This window comes from Aeromonas sp. 3P (genome assembly GCF_051919745.1).
Taxonomy (GTDB): domain Bacteria; phylum Pseudomonadota; class Gammaproteobacteria; order Enterobacterales; family Aeromonadaceae; genus Aeromonas; species Aeromonas veronii.
In genome coordinates, this window is record NZ_JBQBED010000001.1 from 4,704,095 (window position 1) to 4,716,269 (window position 12,175).

A 12,175-nucleotide genomic window follows, 5' to 3' on the forward strand; every position below is an offset into this window, starting at 1 on the left:
AGCTATCCCGGCCAGAAGCACTCCACCTGCAGAGCCCATCCCGTACCGCCCCTGACAGGGCGCGGTGGGGGATGATCACTACCGATGACAACCCGGGGGATTCAGCCCCCGCAGCCGACGTTGAGGTCACCAGTCTCCTCACTCGTCTCGGCGCTGCTCCCCCTGACCCAAGTTCACCGGACGCTGGCGTCCTCCCTTGGGCTGCCTGGGCAGCGCTCCTCTTCTGGCTCCACCAGGGCGGTGGAGTGCATTTAGAAATACCCTGCGTTGGATTGCACTGTCAATCGAGTTTGTGAAAAAGTTCAAATTGTCGGCTAACTCAACACAGAATCAATGGCTTAGGCAATGGTCTTTGACAAAACCTTGGAACGGCGCTGCCAGTTGTAGAGACGCTGGCGCGCCACCGGCAGATCTTCCACTTCCAGCGGATCGAAGCCCCGCTCCCGGAACCAGTGGATGGAGCGGGTGGTGAGCACGAACAGGCGACGGATCCCGAGCCGTTTGGCCCGCTCGGCCACCTTGGCCACCAGCTGATCCCCCCGGTTGGAGTTGCGATAGTCGGGGTGGATGGCGACGCAGGCCATCTCCGCCATCGCCTCTTCCATAAAGCAGTAGAGGGCCGCGCAGCCGATGATGAGGCCATCGCGCTCGATGATGGTGAACTTGTCGATCTCCATCTCCAGCTGCTCGCGGGAGCGGCGCACCAGAATGCCTTCCTCCTCCAGCGGGCGAATAAGATCCAGAATGCCGCCGATATCTTCGATGGTAGCGGCGCGGGCCTGCTCGGCACTTTCCCGCACTATCTGGGTGCCGAGACCGTCGCGGCTGAACAGCTCCTGCAGCATGGCGCCGTCATCCTGATAGCTCACCAGATGGGAGCGGGGCACCCCGCCACGGCAGGAGGCAATGGCCGCGCGCAGATAACGGGCGGTGCCGGACATCTCTTCGCCAGCCTGCTCCAGCTCTACCAGCAGCTCTTCGGCCTGTTCGGGGAAGAGCTCGGAGATGGCTTCGCCGCGTCTGTCCATTACCCCCTGGGTGCTGCTAAAGCAGATAAGCTTGTCCGCCTTGAGATCGACCGCCACCCGGCGGGCCACCTCTTCGGAGCTCAGGTTAAAGCTCTCGCCGGTGACCGAGCAGCCGATGGGGGAGATGAGCACCAGACTCTTCTGGTCGAGCTGGCGGGTGATCCCCTCCACGTCGATGCGGCGCACCCGGCCGCTGTGGCAAAAGTCGATGCCATCATCCACCCCCAGTGGCTGGGCAGTGACGAAGTTGCCGCTCACCACGCTGATCCGCGCCCCCTGCATGGGGGTGTTGGCGAGCCCCATGGAGAGCTGGGCGGTGATGTCGTATTGCAGGCCGCCACACACTTGCTTGATGATGGTAAAACTCTCGTCATCGGTGACCCGGATCCGCTTGTGATACTGGGCCTCGATACCGGCGCGGGCCAGCGCTTCATCGTTTTGCGGACGTGAACCAAACACCAGCACCAGGCGTATGCCCAGTGTCTGCAGCAGGGCGATATCGCTGACGATATTGGCGAAGTTGGGGTGGCAGATGGCTTCTCCCCCCATCATCAGCACAAAGGTGGCACCCCGATGCACATTGACATAGGGGGTGGATTGCCGGAAGGCATTGACCAGACTGGGTTCGCGTTCACGCACTTGATATTTCTTCCATAAAAAAACAGCGATTGGCTCAATATATGAAAATTAATTCACAAATCAAGACTAAATATTGATTTTGGCCGTTTCTGGTCTACGAGGGGCGGCTTGGCCGTGCGGACCGGGAAAGAGTGACGGACGGTGCAGATAGCAGCCGGAGCGAGCGGGGAGGGGCCCGCCGGTTGATCCGGCGCGATAAACTGCTATCTTCGATGCTCCTTTTCGTCAGCTGTGTGATTTCACAGGGTTTTATACAAGGACAGAATTCATGGAACAGATTATTTCACCGGCAGATGCCCTGCCGGGACGACGCGAAGCGATGGTGATTGGTCAGCAGCATGCGGTGAATGGCAACCCGACCCAGGGTCCCTGGCCCGAGAACATGGCGATCGCCTGGTTTGGCATGGGTTGCTTCTGGGGCGTGGAGCGCCTGTTCTGGCAGCAGCCGGGCGTCTACTCCACCGCGGCAGGTTATCAGGGCGGCGTGACCCAGAATCCCACCTACAAAGAGGTGTGCAGCGGCCTGACCGGCCATGCCGAGACGGTGCAGGTGGTGTTTGATCCGGCGGTGATCAGCTACGGCGATCTGCTCAGACTGTTCTGGGAACAGCACGATCCGGCGCAGGGGATGCGTCAGGGCGGGGACATTGGCACCCAGTATCGCTCGGTGATCTTCTATGGCGACGAGAGCCAGCAGATCATTGCCCAGCAGAGCATGGCGGCCTACCAGCAGGCGATGGCTGCAAGCGGCGACAGTCGTGCCATTACCACCCGCATTCTGCCGCTGGCCCCCTTCTACTACGCCGAGGATTACCATCAGCAATATCTGGAGAAAAATCCGGATGGCTACTGCGGATTGGGTGGTATTGGAGTCTGTTTGCCACCCAGCCTGAACCGCTGAACAGGTTTGTAGTCGATTTCTTAATAAAAGTGAAAATAAATGGTCGGAGGAGGGAACTTATTGCGACCAGTCGGGACTAACTAGGTAGCGTCCAGGGATCGGATGCAAAGTCCAGACACATTTCTTGCCTTGATAACCGCCTGATGAATGAACGCACTGGCGGGTTGAAAATGATAGCAAGCAGGGCTGCCCACCAAGGCGGCCCTTTTCCTTATCTGCTGTTCTGAAATCTTGCGTTGGGCGGGAAAACCGGACGGCAGATCAGCCGATGGCGCTGTCGAACAGGTTCTTGATGAGATCGATAAACTCGATGAGGAAGGTTTTCTGTTCCGGGGTCGGGGCGCGCAGCCAGACGGCGGAGAGCACCTCCTCCAGATCGGCGACCACGGCGTCGGCCTCCTGCATGATGGCGAAACGCACCTTGGGATCGAGCTGGGGGTTTTGCTCGCAAATGGCCATCAGGTTGCTGGCAACACGACCACTGACCAGATCTTCGATGGTCTCTTCACCATCGTTCTGCTGCTGGGATTCAAACAATCCCAAACTCTCCACCAGATACTCGATCAGCGAGATATAGCCTTCACTTTCTACCACCATGGTTGCTGCCTCAATACAGTAACAATACGAAAATTAAGCGTATTTTAGTGGCTTGCCCTAGCTTGGCAAGCAGCAGTGCAGGCGATGGCGAGTAAAACTGACTCCGCCCCGCTCCACGCACTCCAGCCCGGTCAACGTAAAGCCATGTCGTAAAAATAGCTCATAACTGAAGGCGCTGGCCTCGGTGGTGATGAGGGTCATACCGAGCCCTCGGGCCCCCGCGAGCGCCGTGGTGAGCAGCAAATTGCCCAGTCCCTGGCGCTGATGGTCGGCGCTGACATAGAGCAGACTGAGGTGGCCATCGGGGCTCAGAGTCACAAACCCGAGGGGCACATTTGCCAGCTCCGCCACCCAGCCGTGGTGCTCGCGCAGCTGGCTGACAAAGCCCGGATGTTGTGAACCGAGGGCCCACTGCTCCACCTGTTTGGCGCTGTAGTGCTCGGGGCCGCTGTGTCGCACCGCCTGCTCAAACAGGGTTACGAGAGCGGGGATATGTGCCTCGCCAAGGGGGACAATGCAAAGTGCTGGACTAAGTGCTGGGGTCATAAGGTTGGGTCGTCAGTGGGGGAGAGGGGGAGCGGCGCCTGTGGCCGTTTGGCTTTGGGCAGACCCGCGACAACCCGCTCATAGGAGTGGTGCACCCAGCCCTGCCAGAGATCATCGGGCAAGGTGCTGTTCAGGGTCACTGTGTTCCAGTGTTGCTTGTTCATATGCCAGCCCGGTTTGACCTCGGGGTGGATCTCGCGCAGCAGCAACGCCAGCTCGGGCTCGCATTTGAGGTTGATGGTAAGCGGCTCGGCCTGCCAATCCACCAGCGCGAACATCTTGCCCGCGATGCGGTAGACCAGGATCTCCGGGCCAAACGGGGTATCTTCGGTGGCGCCCGGCAGGGTCAGCAGAAAGTGGCGCAAACGCGTCAAATCCATGGAAAGTTCTCGCGCAAGGGGTGATCCGGGTCATGTCAGGCGCATATCTATCGGCGGGCCTGTTCTGTTAATATGCGCGCAGCCGAGTATACCCCCCATCACCAAGGGAGCCTATTGGATGTTGTATCACAAGACTTTCGAACTGGGTCCCGAGCGGGATTGGGTGGTGTTTGTCCACGGCGCCGGTGGCAGCTCCTCCATCTGGTTCAAGCAGCTGCGCGCCTATCGCGAGCACTTCAACGTGCTGCTGCTGGACTTGCGCGGCCACGGCCAGTCCCACCAGCTGCAACAGGTGGTCAAGGGCCACTACAGCTTTCGGGAAGTGACCGAAGATATCGTTCGGCTGCTCGATCATCTCGATATCCGCCGCGCCCACTTTGTCGGCATCTCCCTTGGCACCATCCTTATTCGCCATCTGGCCGAGCTCTGCCCGGAGCGGGTGAAAAGCATGGTACTGGGCGGCGCCATCCTGCGGCTCGATATCCGCTCGCGGGTGCTGGTGCAGCTGGGCCGACTCGGCCAGCACTTCCTGCCCTATATGTGGCTCTACCGGCTGTTTGCCTTCATCATCATGCCGCGCCAGCACCATCAGGAGTCACGCAACCTCTTTGTGCGCGAGGCCCGCAAGCTCTGTCAGAAAGAGTTCAAGCGCTGGTTCCGCCTCGCCACCGAGGTTAACCCGCTGATGCGTTACTTCCGCGAACGCTCCCTGCCTATTCCCACTCTTTATGTGATGGGGGAAGAGGATCATATGTTTCTGGCGCCGGTGCGCGAACAGGTGGCCCGCGATGCCAGCTCCTCGCTGGCGGTGATCCAGCAGTGCGGCCATGTCTGCAATGTGGAGCAGCCGGAGCAGTTTAATCGCCGTACGCTGGCATTTATTCAATCGCTGGGTGGCGGTAGGAAGTAATTATTTCGCCTCATATTATCTGAGGAATTGATATATTTCAGATTTCGAAATCAGCCAAATCAATATTCCTTGTTACGGTATCTGGTAGCTCAGGGGGTAAAAATAAATCTCGGCTGAAAAAGCAGTCGAGATTATGAATTTATCGTTGATGACTATTATCTACAGATAGTTTATATTGCACATTTTACCTATACAGTAGTGTCGATATAGACAGTCTTATTCAATGCTTTTTAATAAATTATAATTTTAGCGGATGTTGAGAAACTTCCTATATGAGAGATGCACAGCCCAAATAAGAGTATTGTCTTTATTTTCCATGGTTTTGAATAGGTCTGGATTGTCACAATAATGCGTAAATGTTTTTTGATCTTCCTGTTTGTGTGAAATTAAACCCAACTTGTATAAAAACGCACCAAAATCTTCGGGGGAATTATATTTGATGCCATCAACAGCTGGAATCGCATCAATGCCTCTACCACGAATAAAGTGAGTTTCAATTACATCATTTAATTCATTGTAGGTATATTCTTTATTTCTAGCTCGAAAACAATCAATAAGAGCATCTAGCTCAGAAAATTGATGGATATGTTCTTTTATTAAATCATTTTTACGATTTTTGCCGAAGTTTTCTAGAATTTCATCAATGTGACGTAATTGAATCTTTTTATTTCTAGAGTTAGAGCGCTTAGCTTGTAAAGCAGCCATTCTACATAATTGCCCCATCCATCTCGGACGCTTATTTGAGAATGCAGCGATAGCTTCCCAAATTGAGGCATCTTTATTGCCTTTCCACTCTATAGGTGTGTCAAATACTATTTGAAAGAGACGAGCATATTGGCTTGAATAAGATAGTTTAGCCTCATCAGAATCTGGGTTATTTCTTTTAATATATGACAATATTTTGTTAGCTAACATGTCTCTCATATGGCGATTAGTCCACGTTATCTCAATGATATATTGTTCCCATTTATCAAGATCTTCTAAGTGGCGTAAATTAAGCCATACATCTGACCGCACCGTTGAACGAATATTAAGATTTTGTGTATTAAAAGCCAATGAGCGTATAGCACTAAAAAATGATCCAACTCTTGCCTGGTATTCTTCGGTGTCAATATATTTTGAGTCTATATCATCAATTAAAATCCAAACCTTTGATCTTTCATGTTTTTCTTGGTAGTTAGAAAGAAGGGTCGTGAGGTTTTCAGGTATGCTATCTTTTACCTCTATATTTATCAGGGGGATTTTACCTTTGATTCTTGCTAACAATCCACCTATAAAATTCTTGCTTTTTAAACCATCTAATTCTGCACTTTCGACCATCGCGATTTGGTCACTAGAGAGTGCGAAACCGATTCGACTACCAATTTCAACAATTACCTTTTTACATATAATTCTCTTCCAATAGTTTTCTAAATATGCTTGATCTTTTGAAGAGAAATCACCTAGACCAAGTAGTTCATTCCCTGTGACTCTTATTACAATGGGTTCTCCGTAAGTAGCATCATTTCTTAATTTGTATTCTAATCTAGACAATAAAGCTGATTTTCCCATTCCTTTTCTTGCACTGACAACGCTTAGTCGATTATCTGGGTCAAAAAAGTCATAGAATTCATCATTGTCGATATAATACGAGTTAAGCGTTTCTAGCTCTTCATCTTCTCCAGCTTCGTTTCCGAATAATTTAGTATCTCTTAGGTTGACAAATATCATTATATCTCTCTTTACACCGTAATTTTGTGATTAAAGAATGAAAGTAGCTGGATTTATTTTATCATTCAGTAGTAATTGGGGCGGTTTTAGCATTTAATTGTCTTAAAATGGCCTTGATGAGGGCTGGCCTAGTTTAAGTTAAAAACTGAAATAGATGCTATTTATTGATAATTCTTCTGATTTTCTCTAGCTTTTTTTGACTGTCCTTCAGGCTCTCGTAAAGATGCCAAACAAGCGCATCTAATTCCTCTTGTATTTCTTTTCGCTCTGATGATTTTCGAGACTCAACCATTTTATTTAAACGATTTGTAATCATTCGCTTTACACCGAGAGCGCTTCTCTCTCCGCCATCGTAGGCGGCCATATAAATATCCCAATACTCATACTCAGGGAAATTCTCTTCCATTACTTTTGATATTTGCTTGCCTTCACGAACAAGCTTTTGAATTTCTAACGCATGTTTCTTTTCCATGACCTATCCTTAATTTAACGACTTGCTATGTAGACGCTTGATATATGAGATTAAATGTTTGTTTCCTATATATAAGTTAATGCGCTTGATGTATTAAAGTTTCAGAGGGTATTTAAATCCCTTAGACAAAGCTACCGCACGGGGTTACAGCTCCTCGAGTGCTGTTTTTAACCAGATTGAAAATGGGTAAATCATGAGCTGACCTCGGCTGCTTTTGGAGCTATGAGGGCCGGATGAGTAAGGTATCAAACACTGCCCAAAAAAAGTGAGTAAAAAGTTAGTTATCGCTCGGATTTTGAAAGGATTTTTGACAGGGATCAGACTTGAGCCAAGTTGGCTGCGGGTTGAGTGGGTAAGGGGAGTTCAATAAATAGACAGATAAGGCATCCTTGGCTACTGGCGCCAACTGACAGAAATGGCTGGGCAATATCACTGTGATGCCCTGTTATAAGGGCGATTTGTTTTTAGGTCATCGATCAGACCGGCCACGTTTGTCGAGGGGGTTCAGTAGCCGGTCATCTCCAGATAGCCAACCCCCTTGGCATCCCCCGAGACAGAGACAGCTCCCTCCCAGTAGTCAAAGCGACCTGTCATGGCCTGATTGGGCTGACGAGCTTTGATGGTGAGGCTCATTCCGGCGGCGTTTAGCTGCCACTCGACGGGGTAGGCTTGCCCCTTGGGGCCGCGCCAGGTGTTGCCCGGGGTGAGGCGAATCGCGTCGGGGGCGAGCACCCGGCTGCTGCCATCCTGTTCAATCAAGATGCCGTAGCGGTTTTCTGGCTCGGTGCGTCCCGATTTGGTGCGCAGGCGAAACAGCATTAGCTCGCGGCCATCGGCCAGTTGCAGCGAAAACCAGTCCCAGCCCGATTGCCACTCCGCCAATACCGAGCTGCTCCACTCGTGATCAAACCACCCTTGTCCGGTGACGGTGCGGGTCTCGCCATCGCGAGTCAGGGTGCCGCGAAGAGTAAGGCGCGGGTAGGAGTAGTAAAAGGAGGCGTTGCCCGGGCTCTTCTCGCTGTAACCGGCCTTGCCTTGCAGCACCAGCGGCTTGGCGGCAGTGACGGTGAGGTTCAGCTCGCCAATCTTGCTCTGCACCTTGAGGGTGGCGGGGAACAGCGCCGCCCCTTGCGAGGCAAGTCGCCACTCCCTGAGCCAATATTGGCCGCCGCTGGCCCCCGCCAGTCCCGGCCCCTGCCGACTGGCCCGTTCATCTTGCTGGTGGCTGCCACGGTCGAGATCCGTGATGGCAAACTGGGCCAGCCAGAGCTGGGGGGTGAGCCAGGGGTTGCCGGTGCGAAGTGCTTGCTCGATACCCTGCCTAAACAGGGTCCACTGCATGCCATATTCGCGCCCCTGTTCATCCTTGAGGTTGCCGGTGAGATACCACCACTCGGAGCGGTAATCGGGGTGGGCGGCGTGATCCTCCGGCAATTGGATGGTTTGCCCCGGCAGCACCTTTTTAAAGCTGTCGCTGCCACCCCCGAGCAGGGCGCCCAGATCGCTGGCAGCGATAGCCCCGCTATAGAGCGTCCAGAGCATACCCAGCGCCAGCGGCCACCCTTTTATCTGTTTCATACCACTCTCCTTGCCGCATACCAGGATGCCAATGCGCCACGTATCAGGTGTGAGAGCCAGCATGCTGGCGTATCTCGCGGTTGTTGGCTCATACCACTCTCCTTGCTGCATACCAGGAGGCCAATGCGCCACAGACAGGTGCCAGCAACAGGGCGGTGACCGCATGAAGGGGGGCGGCCTCGAAGGCGAGGCGCCAGCCAAAGGCGCGAGGGTTGACCACCTCGATCAGCACCCAGGCAAGGCCATAGCCCACCGGCAGGGCCAGCAGGGCGGTAAGCAGCCCCAATCCCGCTCCTTGCCACACCAGCAGCTGGCGGCAGTGGCGGGGGCTCAAACCCAGACTCTGCAAGGTCTGCAGCTCGCCACGGCGTGCCAGCCCCAGCACCATAAAGGCCGAGCCAATGCCGACAAAGGCGATGCCGAGGATCAGCAGTTTCAATAGCTCGGTCACCACAAAGGTCTGGTCAAACACCTTGAGCGCCGCGCTGTGAATGGCGGGGGCGGAGAGCAGATTGAGCTGCTCGCCAAAGCGCTCGCGCAGACGGTCGGCCAGCTGCTCGGGGTCGTTGCTAAAGAGGGCGAGGGATTGCACCGCTCCCGCCTCGAAGGCGTGCAGAATTTGCCCCTTGTCGCTGCCGTAATCCTGATAGACGCCGGTGACGGTGAACTGCCTTGGCCCCTGCTCGCCGCTGATCGCCAACTGCTGGCCCACCTTGACCCCGAGGCGCACCGTCAGCGGTTCGCTCGCCAGCACTTCGTCGGGACGGGTCGGCCAGCGCCCGGCCAGCAGCGGATAGGCCGCTTTAAGCTGGGGGATAAAATCCATCTGCGCCCACTCGATGGGTTGCCCCTGCCAGCGGGCAGAGTGAACCGAGCGGCGCGAGGCGGCGCTCACCAGCGGGTTCGCGAGCAGGGTCTTAAGGGTTGTATCGCTCAAGGTGCCCTTGTTGCCCGCCACCCCCTTGGGGGCGGTGACATAGAGATCGGCGGCCAGACGCTGGCCGAGCCAGATCTCCACGCTGGAGCGAAAACTCGACACCATGACCCCGATGCCGATGGCCGCCGCGATGGCCAGCTGCAACGCCATCACCGCGATGGCGGTGCGATCGAGGTGATAGAGGGTCTCGGCCACCCCGAGCCGGGCGGTGAGGGGGCCGCCCGCGCGCCGTCGCAACCAGCCAAGCAGGCCGCGCAGGGCATCGGGCAGCCAGAGCGCCATGGCCAGCAGCCAGCCGCCGGCGATAAAGAGGGCGCCACTCAGACCCGTTTGCGGCAGCCACAGGCAGAGGGCGCACAGCAGCAAGATGGCGATGGCCAGCACGCGCCGTCGCCACGGATGAGCGGGGGGGCGGCTGCTCCCGGCACGCAGTTCGAGAGGGGATTGGCGCAGCAGTTGCCACCAGCCGGGCAGGTTGGCGGCCAGCGTGCCGAACAGCCCGATCAACAGCGCCTTGAGCAGGCTCACAGGGGAGAGGCGCAACAGATCGATGGGGTTGGGCCCATAGAGATCGGCCAGCGCCTGGGTGAGCTGCCCCATCAGGGCCAGCGCCAACAGGCTGCCGAGCAGCACCCCTAGCAGGGTGCCGATGGTGGCAAGAATAAGCAGCTCCAGAATGAGCCAACGCAGCACCCGGCTCGGCCCCATCCCCAGAATGATCAACTGGGCCAGCTGTGGGCGGCGCACGCTCTGGACAAATCGCTGGGCGTTGAACACCAGAAACAGTCCCACCGCCATGGCGAGCAATGAGAGCGCCGTCAGGTTGAGGGCCAGTGCATCGCCAAGCTGGCTGGCATCGAGCGCCGGGCTGATGGGCTCAAGCCACAAGGGCTGGTTCGGGTAATCGGTTTGCAGGGTGGCCTGCAGTGTGCGAGCCTCGTCTTCATTTAGCTTGAAGACGAGGCGATCGAGCCGACCCGCTTTGCCCAGCAGCGGCTGGGCGAGGCCGATGTCGGTTATCAGCAGCCGCTCCATGGGCACGGCGCCCGGTTCAAAGGTACCCGCCAGCGTCAGGGTCAGGGGGCGGGCGCTGACGTCATCGCTGCCGCCCAATACAAAGCGGCGGCTCTGGCCCGCTTGCCAGCCAAGTCGCGCCGCTTCGGGGGCCGCCAGCCAGATGCTGTCGGCACGGTTGAGGGAAAATGCGGGTTCGCTCGAGGGTTGGGCGCCAAATAGCTGGCGCAGGGGGCCGGGGTTGAAGAGATCCATCCCCAACAGCTGAAAGCTGCGCCCCTCTTCATCCTTGAGCCAGCCATAGAGCTGGGGCATGGCATCGAGGGCGGGTTGGCTGGTCACCAGCTGCACGTAAAGCTGCTCATCCAGCCCGCCAGCGGGGGCCAGCCGGTAGTTGGCTTCTCCTGCCAGCTGGCTGCGGGCGGCGACAAAATTGGTGCGGGCACTGTGATTGAGCAGCTCGATGGCCACCACCAGCGACACTCCCAATACCAGCCCGGCCAGACTCATCAGCAGCAACCAGGGGTGACTGCGATAGAGGCGCAGCAGCGCTTTGAGTGGCAGCATCAGCGTGCTCCCGGCAGACGCAGTTGCCGCTTAGTCATGACGGGGCCCCTTGAGCTCGATAAGTTGCCCCCCTTCAAGGCGCAGCACCCTGTCTGCCAGTGCTGCATAGGCCGGGTTGTGGCTCACCAGCAGCAAGCCTGCGCCGGTATCGCGCACTGCCGCCACCATCAGGGCCATCACCTGTTCGGCATTGTGTTCATCGAGGCTGCCGGTGGGTTCGTCGGCGAGCAGCCACTGGGGCTGATGGATAAGGGCACGGGCCAGCGCTACCCGCTGACGCTGACCGCCGGAGAGCTGCTCCGGCCAGGCATGGCGCTTGTGGCTCATATCGAGCCGCTGCAGCAACTGGTCAATCTTTGTCTCATCCGGTGGCAGCCCGTTGATGGCGAGCGGCAGGGCCAGATTCTCGGCCACGTTCAGGGTCGGCAGCAGGTTGAAATCCTGATAGACGATACCGAAATGGCGGCCCCGCAGGCGCGCCCGTTCGTCGGGGGATCGGTTGTCGATCCGGGTCTCCCCCAGCCAGATCTCCCCCTCGTCCGGTGCAATCAGCCCGGCGATCAGATTGAGCAGGGTCGACTTGCCGCAGCCGCTTTGACCCAGCAGCAGGGTGATCTCGCCAGCGGGGAGGGCGAGATCGAGATGGTGGAACAGCGGCAGTCGCTCACTGCCGTTATCGAAGCTCTTGCAGAGGTTGCGCAGGGTCAGCATGGGATAACCGTTTGATGGTCAATGGCTTTCATCATGCTTGGTACGCTAGCACGGCCAGCAATGATCAACACCCCTTACGGTTGATCAAGAGTGCCAGTTAGTGATCAAGGCGGCAAAAGAGCAGTGGATCCTCGCTGGATCCCGCTTGCCCGAGGTGGTTAGAATAGGGGCTTCCATGGGTCACA

The 12,175-nt window shown here is 56.3% G+C and carries 11 protein-coding genes and 1 riboswitch; of the genes, 2 read left to right on the forward strand and 9 right to left on the reverse strand.

Annotated features, from left to right (window positions below; all coding sequences use genetic code 11):
* Positions 1–7: 7 nt before the first annotated feature.
* Positions 8–231, reverse strand: a riboswitch (Lysine riboswitch).
* Positions 232–338: 107 nt separating this feature from the next.
* On the reverse strand, positions 339–1,667 hold the full coding sequence (gene argA, locus ACTG19_RS21845; protein ID WP_005345063.1) for an amino-acid N-acetyltransferase: 1,329 nt from the start codon (positions 1,665–1,667) through the stop codon (positions 339–341).
* Positions 1,668–1,935: 268 nt separating this feature from the next.
* On the opposite strand from argA, the gene msrA reads away from it, so the two are divergent.
* Positions 1,936–2,568 (forward strand): peptide-methionine (S)-S-oxide reductase MsrA, encoded by a 633-nt coding sequence (gene msrA, locus ACTG19_RS21850; RefSeq protein WP_005333739.1) that lies wholly within the window; start codon positions 1,936–1,938, stop codon positions 2,566–2,568.
* A 261-nt stretch (positions 2,569–2,829) separates the two neighbouring features.
* Here msrA and ACTG19_RS21855 read toward each other — a convergent pair whose 3' ends face one another.
* Genes ACTG19_RS21855 through ACTG19_RS21865 form a run of 3 tightly spaced genes read right to left on the reverse strand, consistent with a single transcriptional unit; the run spans position 2,830 to position 4,091 of the window.
* Positions 2,830–3,165 carry a DUF3802 family protein gene (locus ACTG19_RS21855; protein ID WP_005333735.1) on the reverse strand — a complete coding sequence of 112 codons (336 nt, stop codon included), beginning with the start codon at positions 3,163–3,165 and terminating at the stop codon, positions 2,830–2,832.
* Positions 3,166–3,222: 57 nt separating this feature from the next.
* Positions 3,223–3,711 carry a GNAT family N-acetyltransferase gene (locus ACTG19_RS21860; RefSeq protein ID WP_429150236.1) on the reverse strand — a complete coding sequence of 163 codons (489 nt, stop codon included), beginning with the start codon at positions 3,709–3,711 and terminating at the stop codon, positions 3,223–3,225.
* Positions 3,708–4,091, reverse strand: coding sequence for an MmcQ/YjbR family DNA-binding protein (locus tag ACTG19_RS21865; protein ID WP_429150238.1), 384 nt, complete (start codon positions 4,089–4,091; stop codon positions 3,708–3,710). Before ACTG19_RS21865 ends, ACTG19_RS21860 begins: the two co-directional genes overlap by 4 nt.
* Positions 4,092–4,209: 118 nt before the next feature.
* Between ACTG19_RS21865 and ACTG19_RS21870 the strand changes: the two genes are divergently transcribed.
* Positions 4,210–5,001 (forward strand): alpha/beta fold hydrolase, encoded by a 792-nt coding sequence (locus ACTG19_RS21870; RefSeq protein ID WP_201989266.1) that lies wholly within the window; start codon positions 4,210–4,212, stop codon positions 4,999–5,001.
* 246 nt (positions 5,002–5,247) lie between these two features.
* On the opposite strand, the gene ACTG19_RS21875 is transcribed toward ACTG19_RS21870, so the two are convergent.
* The 5 genes from ACTG19_RS21875 to ACTG19_RS21895 all read right to left on the reverse strand — a co-directional run bounded on the left by ACTG19_RS21875 (position 5,248) and on the right by ACTG19_RS21895 (position 11,990).
* The gene (locus ACTG19_RS21875) at positions 5,248–6,711 is read right to left on the reverse strand and encodes a P-loop ATPase, Sll1717 family (RefSeq protein WP_429150240.1); all 1,464 of its coding nucleotides are present in this window, start codon (positions 6,709–6,711) and stop codon (positions 5,248–5,250) included.
* A gap of 157 nt (positions 6,712–6,868) precedes the next feature.
* A complete protein-coding gene (locus ACTG19_RS21880; RefSeq protein ID WP_429150242.1) occupies positions 6,869–7,183 on the reverse strand; it encodes a hypothetical protein in 315 nt (104 codons plus the stop codon).
* A gap of 504 nt (positions 7,184–7,687) precedes the next feature.
* The gene (locus ACTG19_RS21885) at positions 7,688–8,761 is read right to left on the reverse strand and encodes a lipocalin-like domain-containing protein (protein ID WP_429150244.1); all 1,074 of its coding nucleotides are present in this window, start codon (positions 8,759–8,761) and stop codon (positions 7,688–7,690) included.
* An 88-nt stretch (positions 8,762–8,849) separates the two neighbouring features.
* Positions 8,850–11,279, reverse strand: a complete 2,430-nt coding sequence (locus tag ACTG19_RS21890) for an FtsX-like permease family protein (RefSeq protein WP_429150246.1) — start codon at positions 11,277–11,279, stop codon at positions 8,850–8,852.
* A gap of 30 nt (positions 11,280–11,309) precedes the next feature.
* Positions 11,310–11,990 carry an ABC transporter ATP-binding protein gene (locus ACTG19_RS21895; RefSeq protein WP_128815352.1) on the reverse strand — a complete coding sequence of 227 codons (681 nt, stop codon included), beginning with the start codon at positions 11,988–11,990 and terminating at the stop codon, positions 11,310–11,312.
* Positions 11,991–12,175: the final 185 nt, after the last annotated feature.

What these genes read in the sequence shown, in the direction of transcription:
- ACTG19_RS21885 (WP_429150244.1), bottom strand. Translation starts at nt 8,761, where the DNA reads ATGAAACAGATAAAAGGGTGGCCGCTGGCGCTGGGTATGCTCTGGACG.
- ACTG19_RS21880 (WP_429150242.1), bottom strand. Translation starts at nt 7,183, where the DNA reads ATGGAAAAGAAACATGCGTTAGAAATTCAAAAGCTTGTTCGTGAAGGC.
- msrA (WP_005333739.1), top strand. Translation starts at nt 1,936, where the DNA reads ATGGAACAGATTATTTCACCGGCAGATGCCCTGCCGGGACGACGCGAA.
- ACTG19_RS21860 (WP_429150236.1), bottom strand. Translation starts at nt 3,711, where the DNA reads ATGACCCCAGCACTTAGTCCAGCACTTTGCATTGTCCCCCTTGGCGAG.
- ACTG19_RS21865 (WP_429150238.1), bottom strand. Translation starts at nt 4,091, where the DNA reads ATGGATTTGACGCGTTTGCGCCACTTTCTGCTGACCCTGCCGGGCGCC.
- ACTG19_RS21890 (WP_429150246.1), bottom strand. Translation starts at nt 11,279, where the DNA reads ATGCTGCCACTCAAAGCGCTGCTGCGCCTCTATCGCAGTCACCCCTGG.
- ACTG19_RS21855 (WP_005333735.1), bottom strand. Translation starts at nt 3,165, where the DNA reads ATGGTGGTAGAAAGTGAAGGCTATATCTCGCTGATCGAGTATCTGGTG.
- ACTG19_RS21875 (WP_429150240.1), bottom strand. Translation starts at nt 6,711, where the DNA reads ATGATATTTGTCAACCTAAGAGATACTAAATTATTCGGAAACGAAGCT.
- ACTG19_RS21895 (WP_128815352.1), bottom strand. Translation starts at nt 11,990, where the DNA reads ATGCTGACCCTGCGCAACCTCTGCAAGAGCTTCGATAACGGCAGTGAG.
- ACTG19_RS21870 (WP_201989266.1), top strand. Translation starts at nt 4,210, where the DNA reads ATGTTGTATCACAAGACTTTCGAACTGGGTCCCGAGCGGGATTGGGTG.